This is a genomic window from Haloarcula sp. CGMCC 1.6347, assembly GCF_037078395.1.
Classification (GTDB): Archaea; Halobacteriota; Halobacteria; order Halobacteriales; family Haloarculaceae; genus Haloarcula; species Haloarcula amylolytica.
Genome location: NZ_JAYMGX010000003.1, coordinates 167,562 through 190,208 on the forward strand (window position 1 = coordinate 167,562; position 22,647 = coordinate 190,208).

At 59.5% G+C, this 22,647-nt stretch carries 16 protein-coding genes; 9 read left to right on the plus strand and 7 right to left on the minus strand.

The features are described 5' to 3' along the window. Window positions 1-252: 252 nt before the first annotated feature. Window positions 253-2,061, plus strand: a complete 1,809-nt coding sequence (locus VI340_RS16820; protein ID WP_336358810.1) for a hypothetical protein — start codon at window positions 253-255, stop codon at window positions 2,059-2,061. A gap of 99 nt (window positions 2,062-2,160) precedes the next feature. Here VI340_RS16820 and VI340_RS16825 read toward each other — a convergent pair whose 3' ends face one another. Further along, a complete protein-coding gene (locus tag VI340_RS16825) occupies window positions 2,161-3,648 on the minus strand; it encodes a chitin-binding protein (RefSeq protein ID WP_336358811.1) in 1,488 nt (495 codons plus the stop codon). A gap of 1,232 nt (window positions 3,649-4,880) precedes the next feature. On the opposite strand from VI340_RS16825, the gene VI340_RS16830 reads away from it, so the two are divergent. Then, complete coding sequence (locus tag VI340_RS16830) at window positions 4,881-6,131, plus strand: glycosyltransferase family 4 protein (RefSeq protein WP_008311974.1); 1,251 nt, start codon at window positions 4,881-4,883, stop codon at window positions 6,129-6,131. Window positions 6,132-6,210: 79 nt separating this feature from the next. Further along, window positions 6,211-8,007, plus strand: a complete 1,797-nt coding sequence (locus VI340_RS16835) for a heparinase II/III family protein (RefSeq protein ID WP_336358812.1) — start codon at window positions 6,211-6,213, stop codon at window positions 8,005-8,007. Between the two features lie 181 nt (window positions 8,008-8,188). Here the strand turns inward: VI340_RS16835 and VI340_RS16840 are convergent, their stop codons facing one another. Genes VI340_RS16840 through VI340_RS16860 form a run of 5 tightly spaced genes read right to left on the minus strand, consistent with a single transcriptional unit; the run spans window position 8,189 to window position 12,221 of the window. Continuing rightward, on the minus strand, window positions 8,189-8,620 hold the full coding sequence (locus VI340_RS16840; protein ID WP_008311980.1) for a PTS fructose transporter subunit IIB: 432 nt from the start codon (window positions 8,618-8,620) through the stop codon (window positions 8,189-8,191). Beyond that, the gene (gene ptsP, locus VI340_RS16845; RefSeq protein WP_336330276.1) at window positions 8,617-10,302 is read right to left on the minus strand and encodes a phosphoenolpyruvate--protein phosphotransferase; all 1,686 of its coding nucleotides are present in this window, start codon (window positions 10,300-10,302) and stop codon (window positions 8,617-8,619) included. The genes VI340_RS16840 and ptsP overlap by 4 nt, the downstream gene beginning before the upstream one ends. Beyond that, on the minus strand, window positions 10,295-10,582 hold the full coding sequence (locus VI340_RS16850; protein ID WP_008311983.1) for an HPr family phosphocarrier protein: 288 nt from the start codon (window positions 10,580-10,582) through the stop codon (window positions 10,295-10,297). The genes ptsP and VI340_RS16850 overlap by 8 nt, the downstream gene beginning before the upstream one ends. Next, window positions 10,579-11,055 (minus strand): PTS sugar transporter subunit IIA, encoded by a 477-nt coding sequence (locus VI340_RS16855; RefSeq protein WP_336358871.1) that lies wholly within the window; start codon window positions 11,053-11,055, stop codon window positions 10,579-10,581. The genes VI340_RS16850 and VI340_RS16855 overlap by 4 nt, the downstream gene beginning before the upstream one ends. Before the next feature lie 14 nt (window positions 11,056-11,069). Further along, the gene (locus VI340_RS16860) at window positions 11,070-12,221 is read right to left on the minus strand and encodes a PTS fructose transporter subunit IIC (RefSeq protein WP_336330275.1); all 1,152 of its coding nucleotides are present in this window, start codon (window positions 12,219-12,221) and stop codon (window positions 11,070-11,072) included. Window positions 12,222-12,453: 232 nt separating this feature from the next. Here VI340_RS16860 and VI340_RS16865 point away from each other — a divergent pair, with 232 nt between their 5' ends. After that, window positions 12,454-14,412, plus strand: coding sequence for an archaea-specific SMC-related protein (locus tag VI340_RS16865; protein ID WP_336358813.1), 1,959 nt, complete (start codon window positions 12,454-12,456; stop codon window positions 14,410-14,412). 39 nt (window positions 14,413-14,451) lie between these two features. Here VI340_RS16865 and rdfA read toward each other — a convergent pair whose 3' ends face one another. Then, window positions 14,452-15,048 carry a rod-determining factor RdfA gene (gene rdfA / locus VI340_RS16870; protein WP_008311989.1) on the minus strand — a complete coding sequence of 199 codons (597 nt, stop codon included), beginning with the start codon at window positions 15,046-15,048 and terminating at the stop codon, window positions 14,452-14,454. Between the two features lie 310 nt (window positions 15,049-15,358). On the opposite strand from rdfA, the gene VI340_RS16875 reads away from it, so the two are divergent. From VI340_RS16875 to VI340_RS16895, 5 genes are all read left to right on the plus strand, one after another. After that, the gene (locus VI340_RS16875; RefSeq protein WP_239642315.1) at window positions 15,359-16,051 is read left to right on the plus strand and encodes a hypothetical protein; all 693 of its coding nucleotides are present in this window, start codon (window positions 15,359-15,361) and stop codon (window positions 16,049-16,051) included. Next, window positions 16,048-17,358 carry a hypothetical protein gene (locus VI340_RS16880; RefSeq protein WP_336358814.1) on the plus strand — a complete coding sequence of 437 codons (1,311 nt, stop codon included), beginning with the start codon at window positions 16,048-16,050 and terminating at the stop codon, window positions 17,356-17,358. The genes VI340_RS16875 and VI340_RS16880 overlap by 4 nt, the downstream gene beginning before the upstream one ends. 914 nt (window positions 17,359-18,272) lie before the next feature. Next, complete coding sequence (locus VI340_RS16885; protein ID WP_336358815.1) at window positions 18,273-20,807, plus strand: GcvT family protein; 2,535 nt, start codon at window positions 18,273-18,275, stop codon at window positions 20,805-20,807. Window positions 20,808-20,850: 43 nt separating this feature from the next. Next, entirely contained in the window at window positions 20,851-21,624 is a 774-nt protein-coding gene (locus VI340_RS16890) for an electron transfer flavoprotein subunit beta/FixA family protein (RefSeq protein ID WP_008312000.1), read from the plus strand. A 2-nt stretch (window positions 21,625-21,626) separates the two neighbouring features. After that, the gene (locus VI340_RS16895; protein WP_336358816.1) at window positions 21,627-22,595 is read left to right on the plus strand and encodes an electron transfer flavoprotein subunit alpha/FixB family protein; all 969 of its coding nucleotides are present in this window, start codon (window positions 21,627-21,629) and stop codon (window positions 22,593-22,595) included. Window positions 22,596-22,647: the final 52 nt, after the last annotated feature.

Genomic DNA, 22,647 nt, shown 5'->3' on the forward strand with positions numbered 1-22,647 from the left:
GGACACACTGTCATTCGTCTCGTATCTCCGCGATAATCTGTGTGGGATGTAGGCTCTGTTTGCATTTTTCTCGGAAGAACAATAAAACGCTACAGTACAGGATAGGCGCTCCAAAACAGGTTAGGAGCGCACTAACAATCATATTGACCATTCTATGGGCGTACAATACAAATGGTGCATACGTTCTCGACGAATACTAGACCGGTCGATACAGATATCAATTCGCTGGGCAACACCTGTGGGTAACAATTCATGAGTGAAAACTCCGAACAGACCGTTTTCACTCACTCGAGAACTACGGGAGCCATTGCAGTTGTCGGTGTCCTGCTACTTTCGATATCAACGGCTATTGCGGTAATTTCCCCTCCAGCCACCGAGTACGAGATATCGCTCTACGAATCATATCCGACTTCATTCTGGGGTTGTATCATCGGGTCTCTGTTTTCCGGGTCACTGTTGATATTTCGAAGCATCGGGAATTCGAACGAACGGTCGTGGGTCTTCGGCACTTCACTTATGTTGGCTACCGACGCGTTACTGCTACTGATGCCTCTCATACGGGGATATGTGATGTACGGAGATGCCGACCCGCTGACGCACCTCGGATACGTACAGGACATCGTCAACACAGGCACTACTGGGGCTAACATCTACCCTCTCGCTCACCTGCTTGTGCTCGCTACTGCCGACGCTACTGGACTGGAGGCTATGACATTAGCGATGCTGACGCCGGTGATTTTTTCCGCGGTATATTTTGGAGGAATGGTTTACCTCTTGTTTCAGGTAGCCGATTCGCGAAGTGGTTTCCTTCTGGGTCTCCCCTTCGTCTTGCTACCAATACTTGGATACAGCCATTCGCTGTTTCGTCCATTCGACTTTAGCATCCTGTTGATCCCGGTTGTTTTGTACCTCTTTTTCAAGAGCCAGCGGCATCCTACTCCTGCAATTAGAGCGGTTCTGGTACTCACACTCCTGAGTACTCTCCTCTATCACCCGCTAACCGCTGTGTTCGTTACAGCAATCTTTATGCTGTACTATATTGTTCAGTATATTCCAAGAATACAGACGATATATCAGAGTCCGACGAGCGCCTTTGGGCTCTCGCTTGCGGTTATCATGAGTTGGTACTCGAATTTCCCTGGCGTTATACTGCGGTTCGATACTATCTATCGTGTCCTCTTCGGGTCGGATAGCAGCGATGCACCCGTTCAGGCGTACGCCCAAACTGCACAGGAGGCCACACCATCCCTGATCGATATTGTTCAGTTCATTACGTTCAGATTTGGGACCGAAATGGTACTGTTTGGTCTTGGCGGGGGCCTGTTCGGAGTCGCTCTTCTGTTCGGTCTTAAAAAGGGAGACGTGCTGGACACGCGGACCACTATAATGGGGGCAGTTGTAGGCGTGTTCGGCACTAGTGGACTCTTGTTCCTTCTTCTTGACCTGATCGTCACACAGGAGCGCCCCTGGCAGGTGGCCAAAATTGGCGCGGTGCTTTTGCTTGGACCCTTGTTCCACATAATTCGGATCCGCCTCGGGCAACCCAGCCGGTCGTTACTTGCCCGCAGCACAAAGCCAGCGATCACTCTTACAGTATTGGTACTCATTGTACTGTCCACGCTCACACTGTTTCCATCACCGCTGTCAGGAATGACTAACGACCAGGTCACAGCGATGGAAGTCGAGGGCAGCGAGTGGCTCACCGAACACGAGACCGGAAACAGAGAGCTCTATCATTTCGATATAGAGTACCGACGGTTCCACCACGCAGAACACGGTGTGAGCGAAGGGCTACCATTCTGGGAGGTGTTTCTCCCACCCCATTTCAATTACACAACCAGTCAGTACTTCGGCCAGAACTACGGTAGCGGTAAGTACGTGATGATCAACAGAAAAGGCCGAATCTTCTATCAGGAGACGTACCCGGATTATCCGCAGCGGTGGAAATACACGTCACAGGATTTCCAGCGTTTTAATCGGGACAGAACAGTTGACCGATCCTACGACAACGGTGATATCAGGATCTATCTGGCTAACGGAACCAAGATGGAGGGGACGTAGCAAAACCACTACAGGACCGAATCCTGTCTGAGTATGCCAGACTGGATTTTCTCATTCAATTTAATTGCCACTTCAATCACCTCCTGAACAGGAGTTGGATCACCTCTTCCGGTTACCCGAATTTACGGTTACGTCTTCACCGGAGGCGACTGAGCTCACTCCTACCTCTTTTATGCTGGGAACCGATGGACTGAAGCGTTCTTGGCCTTGGTTGTTTGCGTTGATGGTAACGTCACCTGCGTTCCCAATTCCATCTGTGTTGGAGTGGTTGAATGTATCTATCGTGCCTTGAGAACTGGTGAACATGAATGCCTTAGCCTTCGAATTGTGTATAGATAGCCGATCAATGTCGATGTTGGAGAACTTCCCAACGCCATGGTCGCGAATGACTGCCTCGTCCCGAACACGGTTGGTATTATAAATCGCAATCATGTCTCCCTTCCATATCACGTTCATCGGGCCATCTCCGATGGCGTCCTGTGCTTGGAACGCGTAATCAGACATGTCTCTAGAGAGAACGTTGTCCATGATGACGGTCGTCGGAGTGGTTCCTCGGTTCCCGAGGTTATTAATGAAAAACCGGCCGTGGAAATCGGGCCCGATATCCCGCTTATCGACCTTCTGCTCTAAAGAGGGGGTGTTCGCTCTGTGATAGATGTTTTTCAGTTCTATGACCTTGCCCGCGGACATTTTACACAGCCCAGACCCCGTACCACTGATATAGCAGTTGTGAATTTTGGTGACTCCATCGCCAAATCTAATATTGATCGCGTTTCCGGCACAGTCGATGAAACAGCTGTTCTTGACAGTAAACTCGTCGCCTGCCTGCGGTCGGACAGAGATATGGTGAGAGTTCGATTTTCCGTTGGTCGCGTTGTGGCGCCCGATTCCGTTATCCTGGAACGTACAGTTTGTGACTGATCTGAGGACAGCACGGCCACGAACCCCCGCTAAATGCCACCCTCGTATCCATGCGCGCTTGAGATGGAAATTACCGTTTTTCGACATTTGGAGTCCCCAGGAGCCCCCGTTGTTCTCGGCGAGTCCGCTGACGTTTTCGTAGTTCCCGTCCAGTTTGACATCTGCGATCTCGACGGTCCCGTGATCGTATCCGTCGTACCAGATAAAGCCGCTCTGGTTTGGACGATTTTCACCAGAAGCGTGTCTGGTAATTGCCAATGCTGATTTGTTCGCCCCCTCTCCGATGATAGAAATACCAGCAGGCACGGTTTCACCGAACTCCACGTACGGGCTATAGCCTGAATCGTCACCGCCAAAATAGTACTCTCCTTCAGGAACAAATATTGTTCCTCCATGGCCGGCAGCCCTTGCAGCCTTGAGAATGGCGTTGAGATTTCGCTTCGCTGCTGCCGCACTGAGATCGTTCGGATTCGGCTCCGAACCGTAGTCACTGATATTTTCGGCGTCTTGGACTACTTCTGGCTCATCAGTCGGTCCCGTGGGCGTTGCAGTCTGCTGAACCGACGCCTTAGCAGACTTTTCAGTCCTGCTCCCGTCTGGTGGTTCACCAGCACCCCTATCGAAACCCGGTAACCAGGTGTAGAGTAGGCCTGTGATGATAGTCACTATACTTCCAACGAAAGCGATAAGTCTGCGACGACTGACCTCCCCAGAGCCACTTGTCATATCAAATATGCGAGAGTTGTGATACCCGATATATTGGATCGATTGGAGTGGTACAAACGATGGAGGAACGTGATCATTGCTCTCGTCTCAAGGTAATATGCTCGGGACATTAGTATAGGCTTCCTACATAGAAACTCGAATAAAGTCCTCAGTCCTATCTTTCGCATTCCCTTCGACGGGAGCCAAACTCACTTTCAAAATTCAAATGCTGGTTTTAAATACACATGGCACGGTTGAGAGAGTTGCTGAGATGTACTGAAGCCTGAATAGCTTCCATCTTTGGTATAGTGGAAATGATATCGGTCAGTTATATTAATATCAAACGAAAGGCATACTTGGAATCCTCTTATGAGTTCTCCTCGACTCTGGCCCATGCACCGGGGTCACTGTTCAGTTCAGAACAACGTTTTGCATCGCTCTGAGGCAACTCGTTAAACGAAGGACTGTAAGTTCCCTTACACGTACTCACTAAAATCCGTCATGTGAGTGTTGCTCTCTTGACCGAACGAGGTACTTGCACCTAGACTCCCCACTCCGATGGCTGCGGTTATCGCTGCTAGCCCGAACTGGAAGAAAGATCTCCGGTTAAGATGAACTTTACCTCTCTCATTTGCTGTTAGAGTGGTTGAGCGTCCCGGAATCTTGTTATCGTCAGCAGTTGGTTTGTGCTTATCGGACATACACATATGAGTGGAGTAGGTATACGCTAATTAGCCGTTCTCACACGGTATAAACGTACTACGTGTGTCTTTACTTCCCATGTACTTAGAGTAGTTACCAATTATACCCTCAAAACCCATCGACTTGATACGCAAGACAATTAGATATAATATAGTAATTGTATTATATTTACAGTAGGATATGGTTACCGGGCGGGTCGGGGCGGGTTGATGTGGTTTAGAGGCTGAGATCTGCTCTGTGCAGGTGGGGAGACCAGTTTACTCGAAACAAAGCAATGTTGCAGACCGAGATAGAGCAACTTCAAGAGAACACATAACGGACTCAGCTTCGGCACGCCTCGGGAGTATCAGATGTATACTAATATTCCCGTCAAGGATACAGTGCAACGATTCAATGTCGATGAGCAGCGATAGGCCAACGGACACGGTACCATCGTCGAGATGGAGAGAAGCATCTAAGATTGGGACAGCCGCCGTACATAATCCGCTCCGATGACGACTGACTGTGTCATCGTCTCTCAGCGGTATCCCCCGGAAAAGGGAGGCAATGCCTCCAGAATTCACGACACAGCCGTTAATCTTGATGACGACTTCGACGTGACAGTCCTGGCGCCGTCCCTCTGTTACCCACCGGGAAACTTCGAACGGACTTGGAAGCGTAAGCAGATAGAATGCGATAAGGGAGTCGTCGTCCACCGACTGTGGACGTGGCAGCCACAGCGAGAGAACCCCTCTCTGCTCCGGCGGCTCCCTTACTACCTCATATTCGCAGTCCATGCGGCACTCTGGTTAGTCATGAATTTCCGGCAGTACGACGTTGTCATGACATCTACGCCACCGATCACTACTGGGTTCCCCGGACTCGTGGCTGCTGCCATCGGGAACCCCTGGGTAATCGATGTCCGCGATCTGTGGATTGAGAACTCGATCGCCCTTGGATACATTACAGCAGACAGTCCACTGGTAAAAGCCGGTCGCACGTTCCAGCGTCTTGCGTTACGCTCCGCTGATCGCATCACGGTAACGACTGAGACGCTCGGAGATGCAGTCGCTGACACGTACGGCAACGATCTCCGGGATCGGATCCGAGTCATCCCAAACGGTGTAGACACCGACCGGTTCTCGTCAGTTTCGACCGCTGAAGAAAACGACTCGCGAATCGTATACACCGGGAATATCGGGAGTGCACAGGCACTCGAACCGTGTATCCGGGCAATGCAACACGTCTCAAGTGACGATGCCGTACTCCAGTTGGTCGGTGACGGGGATGAGGTGTCTCGGCTCAAGGGTGTAGTGGAGCGACTCGATCTTGAAGACCGCGTGGAGTTTGTCGGATTGGTGGACCGTAAACGAATCCCGGAGATCCTTGACAGCGCAACTGTCGGATTGGCCCCGATAAAAGACAGTCCAGAGCTGGACTACGCGATACCCACGAAGCTCTACGAGTACATGGCGTGCTCGCTACCCGTCGTGGTTACTGGGAGGGGGGAAATCAAGCGGTTCGCGACGGATACAGACGCAGGTGTCCACACAGAACCCGATCCCGAGAGTATTGCGGCAGCGATTGACACCCTCCTCGAAAACCCCGATCAGCGGGTGGCGATGGGTCGAGACGGACACCGAGTCGTTTCCGAAGAGTATGACCGGCAGGCCATCGCGGGCCGACTGGGTGAGGTGTTCCGGACGGTGACAACGTGCGAACAGCAAGAATTGTACACGGCCCCAAGTACTGACGATGACTGAGTCCCTGCAGACGCTTCCGAAAGCGGTCAGGTTGTACGGACACACACTCACACAGTTGGAGCCTGCTCAGCTACTCGGAATGGCTGAGCGAACGACTCGGAACTCCGTCCTCACGCGACTCCCGCTCGACTTCGACGGGCGATACGACGCCGCGATTCCCCGAGCCCTCTCAGTGGCGACCAGTCCGGTCGAAACGGACCTCGACCTGCTTCGGGGTGAACTTTCAAAGTCGACCGTCCGGATGTTCCAGCAACGGAGTCGCCAGGCGGCCGACGGCAACCTGACCTTCCTCAACAGGAGGATACAGTTTCGGTCGCCAGACCAGCCTAACTGGTTCGACGACCGGTTTGACGACTATCCGTTGCTCTGGCCGCTGAAACTATACGCGTTCGAACCTCTCCGCTGGGCGACGCTGGGGTTCAAAGACCCACAGGCGGCCCCCGACAGGGTTGTCGAGGTGTTCGACCAGTGGGTGCGGGACTGGGCCGATAGTATCGAAATCGGTCAGCCGGGCTACCTTCGAAATGCGTGGACGCCGTGGGCAGTATCCCTCCGTATTCAAACTCTCGTTCGATACCTCGCGTGGCGAACTGGGGGCACCCAGGAAGGCGTTCCAGCGAGACTTACTGAGGTGCTTGCTCGAGAGATATATCGGAACTCGCTCTTCCTCACGAACCACATTGAGGGTGATGTCGGCGGCAATCACCTCGTCGAGAACGGGCTTGCACTGCTCATGGCCGGACTCACCTTCTCAGAGGATAATAATTCATGGGTTTCAAAGGGAATCTCTATTCTCGGCCGTACAGGGGCTAAACAGTTTCTCTCCGACGGGGGGCACTACGAGCGGTCGCCGATGTATCATGCAATCGTTACAACGCGATACGTGACAGCGTGCTCCGTACTGACCGCCAGTGATCGCACGGTCCCCAACTGGCTGGCAGCGATGACAAGGCAGGCTGTAGCGTATCTGCGATACCTCTGTCCCCCAGACGAGCGGCTCCCGCTGTGTAACGACGCCGTGTTCGGTCAGGCGCTTCCGCTTGCCGACTGTTTGGAGTACGCTGCTGCCGCCGGGTTCGGTTCCGATGACCGTCCCGCTCCGGCTCACAGTCCAGCGAGCGGGGAGTCAGGGTACTACTGGCTCGATACGAACCATGGACGTCTGTTAGTGGACGGCGGCCCCGTCGGACCCCCGCATTTACCCGGTCACTCACATAACGATATGCTGAGTGTCTTGCTCTGGGTCGATGGACACCGTGTGCTTACTGATACGGGTGTGTATGATTATGCCAGCGACGAACGGCGACAGTACGTCAGAAGTGTTGCTGGACACAATACGGTTCAGGTCGGCGATACGGAGCCGATAGAGATCGGTGGAAAGTATCTGATGGGGGCGCGAACGGAACCGACGGTACGCTACGAGGAGACAGAACCGGCGGTTTTCGACGGATGCTACGAGACAGCGTCTGATGCACCAGCGTCGTATCGACACAACAGGACAATCGTTGCGGCGGACGGCTGGTGGCTTGTTCGCGATATGCTCAGTGGACCCGACACCGAGACAGAGCCGAGCATCTCCCGCCTCCACTTCCACCCGGACATTGCCGTCACAGTCGACGAGTCTGGACCAATACGTGCGTCCCACCGGGCAGCCACCGACGATGACCCGCCCTTGCTGAGTGTCTACCCGCTGGGTACCAGCGACGTTCGCACCACTACAACCCAATACTTCCCCGAGTTTGGCGTCGCCCAGGAGCGACAGACAGTGGAACTACGGTCCGGTCCCGAATCAGGGACAACAGCTTTGGGGTATCTTCTCGCCCCGGGAGCCAGCGGTGGCGATATATCTGGCTCCTCGGGCGATGGTGAGGAATAACCGCCAGCGAGCTACGACCGCTAGCCCTCTGATACAGTCGATTTCGGTCACTTCAGAGTATGTATAATCCTGAACTCGAAACTGGACCGCCCGCTTTCCATTTGGTTTCGTGGCTAAGGGAATGATTCAATCGTAGGGGGTGGGCGAGAAGTCGCCTGCGTCGGAGCGATCTAACTCCGTATCAACTAAGCAGACGCTTCAGTCGGGCCACGAGGCTCTTCGAACGGTCACCGCCACGGCGGCGCTGCTGATCAGACCCAGTATCTGCGGACTCGGACCGCTCTTCGCTCCCAGTGGCCAGCGCGTCGCCGTCGGCGGCCTCGATGGCATCGGCGATCATCCCCTCGGCGTCGTTGACGGCGTCCTTGACGGTGCCGTCGATTAGCGGGACGCTACTGAATCGATCCTGACTGACCGACGTGTCTGCGGCGATGATGGCGGCGTCGGCGGCTTCGATGTCAGCGTCGGAGAGTTCGTTCTCCGCGCCCATCGCGCCCTGGACTTCGACCTTGATATCGTGATCGTGTTCTTCCGCTGTCTGTTCGAGATTCTCGGCTGCCATCTGACTGTGTGCGATACCAGTCGGACAGGAGGTGACTGCGACGAGTTTCATGTGTCTACTGTGGTGTGGACTTCGCTTCGCGTTGCGGCGAGTCGGGCGCGGTCCCCGCGCTCGCTCGCGGCACTGTACTCGGTTTCGCTGACAGCCGTCTTGACCTCCGGAATCGTCACGGCGCTCATGCTGAGTTCGTCGAGGCCGAGACCGACGAGTAGTTCCGTCAGAGCGGGGTCGCCGGCCATCTCACCGCACATCCCGACCCAGGCGTCTTCGGCGTGGGCTGCGGTAACTGTCCGATGGATCGCGCGCAGGACGCCCGGATGCGTCGGGTCGTGCAGGTCATCGACGCGCTCGTTCTCCCGGTCGGCGGCCATCACGTACTGCGTGAGGTCGTTCGTCCCGATAGAGAGGAAATCCACTCGCGCGGCGAGTTCGTCCGCCATGAAGGCGGCGCTCGGTGTTTCAACCATAACGCCGACTTCGGGATCAACGGCGTCAGCGTCGCGGCCTTCAACATCGGCCGCCGCTGCGTCCAGCGTGTCCAGTGCAGCATCGAGTTCCTCGACAGTGGCGACCAGCGGGAACATGATGGCAAGATCTCCAGCCCCATCCGCTCCAGCGCGCAGGAGCGCACGGAGTTGTGTGGCGAACAGGTCCGAATCGGGGGCGAGCGAGCGTCGTATCCCTCGCTCTCCAAGGAACGGGTTTTCTTCTTCTGGCAGGTCCAGATACGAGATGCGCTTGTCGCCCCCGATATCCAGCGTCCGGACGACGACGCGCCCGTCCGGGAACGTATCGAGCGCCTCGCGGACGGCCTCGTACTGTTCATCCTCCGACGGCGGCGTCTCCCGGTCGAGAAAGAGGAACTCGGTCCGGTAGAGGCCGACGCCGTCAGCTCCCCGTTCTGCTGCGGGGTCCAGTTCCGCCGGCTGGCCGATATTTGCCGCCACTTCGACGTGTCGCCCATCGGTTGTCTCGACGGACTCATCGACGACAGCAGCTCCCGAGTCGCTTGCTGCGGCCGCTCGCTCGGTGTCGTCGGGGCTGACTACCACCTCGCCGCTGTCGCCGTCGATCACGACCTCTTCCTCCCCCTCGACGGATTCGAGAGCGTCGCCGACACCGACGACGGCCGGCAGGGCCAGCGAGCGGGCGAAAATAGCCGCGTGGGACGTTCGTCCACCAGTGACCGTGGCAAACCCAGCGACGCGTTCCGGGTCAAGTTGCGCCGTGTCGCTGGGGGTCAGCCGCTCGGCGAGGACGACGCTTCCCTCTGGTAGGTCACCGAGATCGACCCGTTCGCCGTCGGTCAGCAGACGGAGGAGTCGGTCGCGAACGTCGCGGAGGTCGTCCGCGCGCTCGGCCATTCGACCGTCCATGCCCTCGAACTGCTCGATATGCTCGCCGAACGCGGCGTCGACGGCGTTTGGCGCAGGAAGCCCCTCGCCGACCATCGTCTCGACGCTGTCCTCGATAGTCGGGTCTTCGAGGAACTGGATGTGCGCGTCGAACACCGCGGCCTCGTCTTCGCCGACGCGTTCGGCGGTCGCCTCGCGCTCGGACTCCAGTTCGGTGCGGGCGGTGTCGACGGCGTCAGCGAACCGCTCGATTTCAGTCTCGGGATCGACTTCCACGCCGTCCGGGTCTAGGAGCGAGATGTCTCGGCCGTACCAGACAACCGACCCGACGCCGGAGCGCGGCGTCGCACCGGTACCGTGAAGCGTGCGTTCAGCCATCGTCAGTGTCCAGTTCCGCCTCTGGCGTTGTCAGTATCCGCTCCAGTTCGTCAAGCACTGCTTCTGCATCCGGCCCGTCGGCGACCAGTTTGATGTCGTCGTCCTGTCCGACGCCGAGGCTGGTGACGGCGATCATACTCGCCGCTTGGACGAGGTCACCGTCCGGACGACCGGCCGAGACTTCGGCCTCGTGGTCGTTGACGGCCTGGACGAACGCCGACGCCGGCCGCGCGTGCAGGCCCGCCTCCGGGACAATCGTCACAGTGCGTTCGACCGTCATGCGATTGCCTCCCGGAGCGCGTCCTGAACAGTCGCCTCGTCCTCTGCTTCGTGGAGTCGGTCCCGAACGTCGTCGTGCATCAGGGCTCGCGAGAGGGAGCTGAGGATGTTGAGATGCTCCTCGCCGCCGGCCTCCGGGACGAGAATCATGAAGATGAGCGTCGCCGGCTCGCCGTCCATCGAGCCGAAGTCGACGCCTTCCTCGGAGCGGGCAAACGCCAGTGACGGGCGGTTCACAGCGTCAGTCTTCGCGTGTGGAATCCCGATCCCCATGCCGACGCCCGTAGTGGTCTCCGATTCGCGTTCCAGCAGCGCGTCGAGTGCCCGGTCGCAGTCCTCGACCTTGCCGCCGTCGACTAGTAGGTCGAGCAAGAACTCGATACACGCTTCCTTCTCGGCTGGTGGCTCGGACAGCGAGATGTGGCTGGCCGGAATCAGTTCTTCGATATCGTCCGCTGCGATTGCGTCTGTCATTGTAGTCACAGTAGTTAGTCGTCCGTCGGTTGCGTGGTGCTCGTCTCCGCCCCAGCGTCGATACGATCTTCGAAGTCCGGTTTGATCACTGTCGCGACGACGGCCGTCACGAGTGATCCCAGCAGGATGCTGCCCAGGAATGCGAGTGGCTGGTTCGACAGCAGGACCACGAAGATACCGCCGTGGGGGGCGGGCATCGTGACGCCGAGGGCCATCGAGGTCGCACCGCCGACAGCGCTACCGGCCACGATAGCCGGGATGACGCGCAGCGGGTCCGCGGCCGCGTACGGAATCGCACCCTCGGTGATGAACGACAGGCCGAGCACGACACCGCTTTTTCCGTTTTCGTACATCTCCGCCGCGTACTTGTGCGGCGCAATGAAGTTCGAGAGCGCAAGCCCGATCGGCGGAACCATCCCGCCGATCATCACCGCGGCCATCGGTGCGTAGATTTCCTCGGTGATGAGCCCGGTTGCGAACACGTAGGCGACCTTGTTGACCGGGCCACCCATGTCGAAGGCCATCATTCCACCGAGGATGAGGCCGACGACGATAGCCTGACCTCCCTGCATCGACTGCAGGAAGGAAGTCAGACCCTCGTTAGCGAGTGCGACGGGGACGCCCAGCACGAACAGCATGATGGGCGTCAGAACCGCCATCGTCGCGACAGGGATCAGCAGTACCGGCATCATCGGCTGGATGAACTCCGGGACGTCGAGGTTCTTGAAGAAACGCGCGACGTACCCGGCCAGCAGCCCAGCGACGATTGCGCCGAGATAGCCGGCACCGGCCTCACCGCCGGAGATACCGATTACTGTCGCCGCTTCGGCGACGACGTTCCCTTGCTGGAGAATGTATGCCAGCAGGAATCCCGGGGCGAGTCCCGGACGGTCGGCGATGGCATACGCGATGTATCCGCCGAGAATCGGAACCATAATCGTCAGCCCGGCGGTACCGACCTGTGCCAGGAACCAGCCTGCCGAGCCGGTGTTCTCGAACACTGTCTGTGTGTCCCCTATCGCGTACGCGACGGCGAGGAAGATACCCCCGATAGTCACGAAGGGGATCATGAACGATACGCCCGTCATCAGGTCCTCCTTGACGGAGGTTACGTGAGCGCGAAGCGCACTCTCGGCCCGGTCTTGATCTGTCATGGTCAACGACATCGACAGCTACGCCCATTGTGTGATATAAAGGTACACGTTTGAGAGTGTTATTTACCGAAATTGTTTGCTATATGTATTTAGGCGATTGTTTCTGCACGGAACTAGGTCCGCGAATCCGTTGGAATAACAGACATATGCTTGTTAGCCGCAGGCAACTATTGGGATAGAAAACGGAATGTGTGGTGCCACACGCGCCATAGTGCTTATATCCGTCACTCGCACACACCGAAATATGGGTTCGTTCTCGGTATCCGGGGAGGTAGCTACGTTCACCGTCGAGAAGATCGGGGGGATCGACGAGACGACAGTCCAGGTCCCATCAGGGGTGACTGTGCTCCGAGGCCGGAACGCGACTAATCGGACATCGTTTCTACAGGCGGTGATGGCCGCTCACGGGAGCGAGTGGGCGAGCATCAAAGGTGACGCCGACCAGGGACACGTCGAACTCTCACTGGGGGAGGAGACGTACACCCGAACACTGACCAGAACCGACGACGGGGTTGCTGGGTCGGGCCTTGGTCTTCTCACTGACCCGACGGTTGCGGATCTGTTCGCGTTCCTGCTCGAAGACAACGCGGCCAGGCGAGCCGTCGAACGAGGGGAGAACCTTCGAGAGATCATTATGCGGCCGGTCGACGTGGCGTCTATCCACCGACAGATACGTGCGGCCGAGCAGCGCAAGGAGGAGATCGACGAGGAACTCGACCGTATCGCGTCGCTCAAGCGCGACCTCCCGGACCTCGAACGGCAACAGGCAACTCTGCGCGACGAGATCGCCGAGAACAGAGACGACCTCCAGCGCGTGGAGGACCGAATCGACGAGCGGGACGTAGATTTCCAGACGACCCAGCAAAACAGGGACGAACTCGAAACGGCCCTCGATGAACTCCAGGCGACTCGATCCGAACTGAAACGTGTGCGAAACGATATCCAGTCAGAACAGGAGAGTATCGCGGCACTGCGCGAGGAGCGAGGGAGCCTCGCGGTCGAACGATCCGGGCTTCCGGAATCGCCGGACGAACGACTCGAAGCGCTCGAATCGGACATCGAGCGGCTTCGAGAGCGCAAACGAGAGCTCTCAGAGTACACCACCCGACTGCAGAACGTCGTCGGGTTCAACGAGGAACTGCTGTCCGGCGAGCACCGGGAGATAACCGATGCTATCGACGCAAAGCCAGAGAGCGTGGGTGACATCACGGACCAGCTGTATAAGGGGTCAAAGACGACCTGCTGGACCTGTGGCTCGCGAGTGAAACCGGACCGTATCGAGTCGACGCTCCAGAGCATGCGTGACCACCTTCAGGAGACGGTCACGGAGATCGACGATATCGACGATGAACTCGACGAACTGACCGACCGACGTGACGAAATTGCGGAGACGCGCACGCGAGCGCGAGAACTCACCGTCACGATTGAGGAGGTCGACGCCGAAATCGAGCGCCGGCAGACGACTGTTGTCGACCTCCGAGAGCGACGCAACAACCTCTCCGCCCGCGTCGAGGAACTCGAGGAGCGGGTCACCTCGCTCCGAACCGAAGAGTTCGACGAAGTGCTCGAACTCCATACGAAAGCGAACGAACTGGAGCTGGAACTGGACCGGCTCGAATCCGAACGAGACGAGGTACGCGAGGAGATCGCCGACATCGAGTCGGAAATCCGCCGGAACGACGAACTGGCTGCCCAACGGGAAGACGTGGTTGACGAGCTGATCGACCTCCGTTCTCGCATCGACCGCCTCGAAGCCGATGCGACCGACCAGTTCAACGAGAAGATGGACGACCTGCTCGACATTCTGAGCTACGGCAACATCGAACGGATCTGGCTCGAACGGACCGACACACCCGATGACCCGGTCCATAACAGCGACGACAGCGTCACTGGGTCGACGTTCACGCTCCACGTCGTCAGGAGTACCGACGGTGGAACTGTCTACGAGGACACTGTCGGCCATCTGAGCGAGAGTGAGCGGGAAGTAACCGGGCTCGTGTTCGGACTCGCCGGCTACCTCGTCCACGACGTGTACGAGGAAGTCCCATTCATGCTGCTTGACTCACTGGAAGCCATCGACGCGGAGCGCATCGCCTCCCTAGTCGAGTACTTCGCGGAGTACCCCGCCTATCTCGTCGTCGCGTTGCTCCCCGAGGACGCACAGGCGCTTCCGGATAGTTACAACCGGATTACGGATATCTGATCCGGTTGTGGTCCCCCAAAGACCGAACTTACTGAGCGCTCACTCACAGTCACAGCCGCCGCGGTCGAGAAGGTCACTGATGCCGTAGCGCGTCCCGCAGTCCTGACAGCGAATATCGATGCTCACGAACACTCGGTACTCGCCGACAGTGAGTTTGTCAGCGGTGTTCAGTCGGTCGACCGTATCCCGGACGATTGTCTCGACGCGGCTGCGGAGGCGGTCTATTGTCCCGCGTTCCTGCTCGACCTGTTCAGTTTCGGATTCAGGCTCGTAGCTCACATCACGAACCTCTGTGAGGTAGTACCGAATCGCCTGATACGTGACGAACTGGCTTTCCAGCGTATCGACGTCGATGCCTGCCCGTTCGAGTCGGTTCCGCGCTTCGATCCGTTTGCCCGCACTGACGTCGTCGTCCGTCAGGAGTCGATAGAAGTTCGCCGGTTCGCCGTCGATGACGTCCATGCTCGAATCGCGAATCGCAGCCACGAGCAGCGCTTGATTGAACCGGTCAGCGAGGTCACGGAGACTCTGTCGTTCCCCATTCTTCCCGAGCCACGCGTGCTCCAGTTCCGTTCCCATCGACGTCAGTCCGTACGTTTCGATCAACTGTGCGACTTTCGACTGCGCTGACCCCATTATCGCCAGAACGCGTCGAGCCGGTTTAGCCGTTTTGTTGCGATATCTGCGTCTCTATCCACAACTTGGCAGCCATACTTCTTGATTACAGAGTGCACACTCATACGAGTGTATTTAGCCACAGATATGTGCGATATATATCAATAGGGCCGCAAATAGATGTATAATGACTGTATTTATAGACATATAAGCACCGACTACGACAGAGAGCCACTCCTGAATCTATTCTTCGGGATATCTGATACGCTTTCGGTAACGCCCATCTACCACGAGAATTTTATACCTGACATTACAAGCGGGAAATCACACGATGGTCCCCTCCACTCGACGTACCCTCCTCCACAGCGCATGCGGGCTAGCGGCGATACTGGCCGGCTGTAGTGGATTGTTCGAGGGCAGCGGCGAATCAACGCGCACCGCTTCCGAAAACGATGGCTCGGCCGCTCCGGGAACTGGCATAGAATCCGACCCGGAGGCAGTTGTCACACGCGTTGACGCCGACCGTCAGCCTGTCTGGCTCGACGATGGAGACAGTCGGCCAACCGAAAGCCGACACTCCCGTCGATTGGAGTCCAAGATTATCGATACGGCATCCAAAGCAGACCGACTTACCGTCGCTGAAGACGTGGACAGTTCGCTGACTGAGACCTTCCTCGACGAGACTGACTTCGACACGGAAACCGTCTACGTCCAGAACGTGATGATCGAGGAGTGCTTTCGACTAACGCTCTGTCAGGTCAGCTGGACGACTAACAGCGTCTCGACCGACTACGGCCGAGTGAGTCGCCCCTACGACGAACCCTGCACAGCAGGCAACAAGGTGTACGCGGTGTGGTTCATCCGGATTCCCGAGACAGTCAACGCCGACGACATCTCCAGTTACTCCTCCTCCATCGGTGGGAGCGCCTGTGACAGCCAGCGAGTCGATGCCGAGGGCGAGGGCGGGGGCGGGTCAGCCCGAGATAGCGACCGCCGAACCCAGACTGGTGGTGAGCAGGTATGACCGACGACACGTCCGCGACGGGCGGGGAGTCCGGTCGGATGACCCGCCGTGGTGTGCTCGCCCTGGTTGGGGCCAGTGCTATCGCTGGCTGTAGCAGTATCGACAGTCTGGGTGGGGAACGCGAGGCAACTATCGATGCCTACAATCTGCCCGATGTCCCGCGCGACGAAGAGCGAGAAGCCCCAATCCCCCCGGTGATACCGGTCGACATCGAAACGAGCCATTTCGACGCCGCGAGGGAGCGGGTACGCTCGCTGCTGGCGACGCTTCCGACCCCGCTCGGTCCAGAAGAAATCCCGAACGGTCACATCCGCCAGCACCTGACAGGTGCCGCCAGTGACGCCTCGGACGGCCTCGACGATGCGCGGACGGCCCGAACCGGGTTGATGGCGCTCCGGTCGCTACGTTCGGCCCGCGAAAACGCCCGCTACGCCGCTGTGGGGTGGAGTGTTGCCGAGAGCGGCCGTACCGCTGCGCCGCTCCGAGACGAACACAGCCGAACTGTGTCGGCGGCCCGCGAAACCCGACAGGAGCACGAATACGTCGGGACGGACCCGGTGCGCGCGGCGCTGGTCCACGCCCGCATCGAGGCGGGACTGGAGCGGGCCAGTGACATGGATGTCGTGCCCAGGGAAGAGTCAGAGCTGCTGTCTGTCGCCGAATGGGGCGAGACGGCCGAGTCGGCACAGGCGTATCTCAGCGACGCTCGCCACGTACAGGCGCAGTTCGCTGCCTCGCTCACAGCCGACGCCGGGACGGTCAGGCCGACACTGAGCGATGCAGCGGAAGCACTGCTGACGGACATCCGCGACAGGCAGGCGGACCTGCCGCCGGAGACGGCCGCTGACGACCGCACTCCAAGGAAGATGGTTTTCGAAGAGCTCCGCTGGGAAGCCGAGAGCGGTACCAGCCGCCTCACGGACGCCGTCGGGCCCGCGAGCGCCGTCGTCAATGCGAACGGTCGGCTCGCCCGGTTCCGAGCGCTCGACCGCATTCAGTCACGTCGGGAGGCGGACGAACTCGCTCGGCCATCCGATGGGACAGCGGTTCGCGAAATCAGACAGACCGCGTACGATGCACTCACCGCGGCCCTCGAATCGAGTTCGCAGCCGGAGCTGGTCCGGACGGTTCTCGTCGACGCCGGCCACAGGGTCATGGCCGCTGACCGTGAGTTAACACATCATCAGGGAGAGATATCGGCCACCACGCTCGATAGAAGCGTTGCGGACTACTGGCACGCGACGGCACTCGCCCGTTCAGCGTTGGCAGCGACGCAACAGACAGTCCGGGCGCTGCAGGCCGACTGAAACGGCATGACAACAGCGCCACAACTGCTTCGGCGGTCGTCGACCACGCGCCGCCACACTGTTATGTAGTTCCTTCTTCACAATATCCCTCTGATACTGATAGGCTCTGTGAGCTAATGTTGGTACGATTGTTATTCTCGGTCCCGTGGACGGCCACCCCGATATCGAATGGGCTGTCGCTATTCCTGAGCTGCACCGCCCTATAGAAATCGGGACCGAAGCAGCACCCACCGCTATCAGCGCGAGTGATGTCGGGAGACCGGTGACAGAGCGGACTCTCAAGATTCAGGCAATGCCTTCGACCTGCTCACTTAGTATTACTCAGCGGGTGTAATACACGACAGTAACAGTCGGTGATATCTCGTGGCGTGAAATCACGACGTCACCGTTGTCATTCGAGCAACGGGGTAGTGAGGAGAGATGCGTGGTACGTCACGTCATCCCGTTTGGCTGCAATGGATTCCCGTGAACAGGATCCTGCACACCAATACGATACTGTGACCCAACTGACGGAGGACTCTCAGGCCGGGTCGAAACCGGTCATGCGTGCCTTCGGTCCGGAGACCGAGACGACGACCAGAGAGCGCGTCGAAACCATTCCAACGGACGGCACAAAACTCATACCATTGGTTTTTTGATAGAATGAGTATTCTGCCCGTCCCTCCGACTCTGAAACGTGAGCGTGGCCCTGTCGACGCGACTACCGAACAGAAACAGGGGGTTTGTAGCTGCTGACACCCTGAACAACGAATGATTCCCGGCGTTCTGCGTCCCAGCCGTATATAAATCGCCGCAGAACTGTGGTCCCTGCTTCTTTCCCGAGAGGGGCCACGCTCAAAACGGATGATGTTGAGAGCTATCACCACGAGCAGCGAGAGTACAGTTCGGTCCGCCAGCATACGGGTGAGACCGCGATGAGTTCGAACTCGCTGCCGTCAGCGGCGAAGACAGTAATCATCGGTGGCGGTATCGTCGGAAACAGTCTCGCGTACCATCTCGCCCGGATGGGGCGAGAAGACATCGCGATTCTGGATAAGGGGCCGTTGCCCGACCCCGGTGGGTCGACCGGTCACGCCTCGAACTTCCTGATGCCGGTGGAACACTCGAAGGAGATGACCCACCTCACCCGACGGAGCATCGAGCAGTACAAGGACATGGACACGTTCACCAACAGCGGCGGTATCGAGGTGGCACGCACCGAGGAACGGATCGAGGAGCTGAAACGGCGCGTCCAGTCAGCGAAGGCGTGGGGGGAACCGGCGGAGCTGTTGACCCCCGAGGAAGTCGAAGCGCTCGTACCCTACGTCAACACTGACCTCATCAAAGCGGGGTTCTACAGCACCGGTGCGGGCACCTGTGATCCGCTCCGGGCCGGCGAAGTGATGCGAGCGCGGGCAGACGAGTACACCGACGGCGGGCTACACGTCTCGCCCAACACCGAAGTGCTCGACCTTCACGTCAAAGACGAGTCGATACAGGCGGTCGAGACCGACCGCGGGACCGTCACGGCCGACGAGGTGGTCATCGCGGCCGGACTGTGGAGCCCGAAAATCGCCGAGATGGCCGGCGTCGAGATTCCGCTTACACCGGCAGTCCACCAGATGGTCAGCGTCGGCCCGATTTCATTCTTCGAGGATTACGAGGGCGAAATCTCGTTCCCGGTCGTCCGCGACATGGACACGCAGATGTACGAGCGCCAGCACGGGAACGACCTCGAAGTGGGGTCGTATCAGCACCGGCCGATACTGTGGGACGTCGAGGACATCCCGTCCATCGACGAAGCGCCGCTCTCGCCGACCCAGCCGCCGCTGACCGACGACGCCTTCGAGCAGTCGATGGCCGACGCGCTGGAGATCGTCCCGGAACTCCTCGACGACCCCGAGGCCGGCATCCGCCACGAAATCGACGGCCTACTTTCGCAGACGCCAGACGGTGCACCGCTTCTGGGCCCACTGCAGGACGTCGACGGGCTCTGGTCGTGTGCCGCGGTCTGGATCAAGGAGGCCCCGGCCATCGGCGAGGCGGTCGCCCAGTGGATGACGCGTGGCTGGTCGGACATCGACCTTCACGGAGCCGACGTGAACCGGTTCTACGAGTACGGGACCTCCCGCTCGTTCGTCAAAGACCGGGCCAGCGAAGGGTTCCAGAAAATCTACGACATCGTCCACCCGGCCGAACAGTACCAGTCGGCGCGGGAACTCCGGACGAGCCCGTTCCACGAGAAACAGGCCAACTTCCACGCGGAGTTCTTCGAGGCGGCGGGCTGGGAACGGCCGCAGTGGTACGAGTCGAACGGCGACCTGCTGGACCGGTACGAGGAAGAACTCGCCGAGTTCCAGCGGCCGAACGAGTGGGACTCGCGGTGGTGGTCGCCGATCATCCTCGCAGAGCATCTCCACGCCCGCGAGCACGTCTCCATGATCGGTGACATGGGCTTCAGCATCTTCGACTTCCGCGGGTCGGACGTCGTCGACTACCTCGAACGGATGGCTGTGGGTCGCGTCGACGTTGACGTGGGCAAGACCGTGTACACGCCGATACTCGCCGAGAACGGCGGCTTCGTCTCGGACCTGACCATCGCCCGCCTCGGTCCCGACCACTACCGGGTCGTCACCGGCGGCGCGGCGGGCGGGGCCGACCGGGCCTGGTTCGGCGACCACATCCCGGACGGTGCCGACGTGACCCTCATCGACCAGTCCGAGTCACTGTGTACGCTGGGCGTCTGGGGGCCGAACGCCCGCGACCTGGTGGCCAGTGTCACAGAGGAGGACATGTCTCACGACGCCTTCGAGCCATACACGGCACAGGAGATCACAGTCGGTGAAGTAGAGGCGTGGGCGATGCGGCTCTCCTACATCGGCGAGCAGGGCTGGGAGATCTACGCCCCGATGGGCCAGGGCCGCCGGCTCTGGGACGTGCTCTGGGAGGCCGGGCAGGACCACGACGTCCGACCGGCCGGCATGGGTGTCTACGGGACGACCGGTCGCCTGGAGAAGGGGTACCGACTGTTCGGCCACGAACTGGAACTGGACTACAACCCCGCGGAGGCCGGGCTGACGTTCCACGGCGTCAAGGACGCCGATTTCATCGGGAAAGAGGCCTACGTAGAGGCCATCGACGAGGAGAATACGGCCACGCTGTGTACGCTGTCCGTCGACGACCACGCGCCGGAGGGCGGCGAACGCCGCTTCATGCTCGGCAACGAGCCGGTCCTCGACATGAACGGGGACGTTCTGGTCGACGACGAGGGCCGGCGCTCGTACGTGACCAGCGCCGGGACCGGCCCGAGCGTCGGCAAGCACCTTCTGATGGCGTATCTCCCGCAGTCCTTCGCTGAGGAAGGGCGGAGCCTCCAGGTCGAGTACATGGGCCAGCAGTACCCGGTGACGGTCGAAGTCGTCGGGAGCCGGCCGCTGTTCGACCCGGAGAACGAGCGCATCAGGAGCTAGCACAGCCAGTGAACCGACCGCAATCGAACGACGGAGACACGACATGGACACCGTAGCCTGCATCAAGCGCGTGCCGGACACCGGCGCGAAACTCACACTGACCGACGACGAACAGGAGATAGACACGAGCCATCTTGGGTTCACGATATCGCCCCACGAGGAGTGCGCCGTCGAGGAGGCCATTCAGGTGGCCGACGACCACGACGGGACGGCCACCGTGATGTCGCTCGGATCGGTGGACGCCGACGAACAGCTCCGGACCGGACTCGCGATGACGGCCGACGAGGCGACGCTGCTGGAAACCGACGGGGAGGAGTGGCGGCCTCGCGAAACGGCGGCCGCGCTCGCGGACGCCCTCAGCGCCGACTCCGGGACCGACCCCGAGTTCGACCTCCTCCTGTTCGGCAACGAATCAGCCGACGTGGCGAACCACCAGGTCGGCGTCCGCGTCGCCGAGCGGCTAGACATGCCGTTCGTCGCGGGCGTGTCAGATCTGACGATTGAGGACGGGATAGCCGTCGCCGAGCGCGACGTGACCGGCGGAACCGAGGTGTATGAACTCGACCTCCCGGCGGCCGTCGGCGTCAAAGAAGGGCTCAACCAGCCCCGCTACGCTTCGATGCGCGCCAAGATGCAGGCGCGCAAACAGTCAATCGGGCGGCAGGACCCGGTCGCCGGCGAGTTCGACGGGGGTATCGAGAAAGTCCGGTTGGAAGCGCCGGAGAGCACGGAGGGCGCGGCCGAGGTGCTCGGCGAGGGACCGGACGCCGTACCCGCAGTCGTCGACCTGCTCCGCGATGATCTGGAGGTGATCTGACCGTGATACTGAGCCTCGTCGAACACGCGGGCGGGAGGCCCGAAGAAACCTCGCTAGAGGCGCTCACGCTGGCCCGTGAACTGGCGACGGCGACCGACGCGGCGCTCGAAGCCGCCGCGTTCGGCGCAGAATCGGCGGCGCTCGGGGAGAAAATCGGCGACTACGGCGTAGAGACGCTCCACCACGTCGGTGACGAGCGGCTTGACACGTACGCACCCGAGGCCTGGGCGGAGAGTATCGTGCAGTTGCTCGACGCCACAGACCCGGAAGCAGTCGTCGCCCCGGGGACTGACCGCGGACAGGAGGTGCTAGCCCACGTCGGTGCCAGGCGCGACCTGCCGATGGCGGCCAACTGTCTCGACGTCGAGGCCGGCGACGTGTACGAACTGTCGCGCCAGCGATGGGGTGGTAGCCTCGTCGAACACGCATGCCTTGATAGTGACACGAAACTGGTGACTGTGGCGGAACACGAGTTTTCGCCGGAGACGGCGATAGAGAGCGCTGAGACGACAGTCCAGCCGTTCGAGCCGTCGCTCAACGAGAGCGCGTTCCGGGTCAGTGTCGACCGAGTCGAGGAGTCAGCCGAGTCCGGTGTGTCGCTCGGTGAGGCCCGCGTCGTGGTCGGCGGCGGGCGCGGCGTCGGCGGTCCGGAGGATTACGATAAACTGGAGACGCTGGCCGATAGCCTCAGCGGAACCGTCGGCGCGTCACGGGCCGCCGTCAACGAGGGCTGGCGACCACACGACGACCAGATCGGACAGACGGGAACGAAGATCAGCCCGGACCTCTACGTCGCCTGTGGCATCAGCGGTGCAGTGCAGCACATGGTGGGCTGCAAAGGTGCGGACAACATCCTGGCAATAAACACCGATCCCGAGGCGGCCATCATGCAGAAGGCCGACTACGCTGTTGTCGGCGACCTCCACGAGGTCGTGCCGGAGTTGAACGACGCGCTGGGAGACGGGGGCTGAGACGGTCGTCCGTTCCGTGTGCGGGCTTGGCTGACGGGCTGGCTGCCTCGGC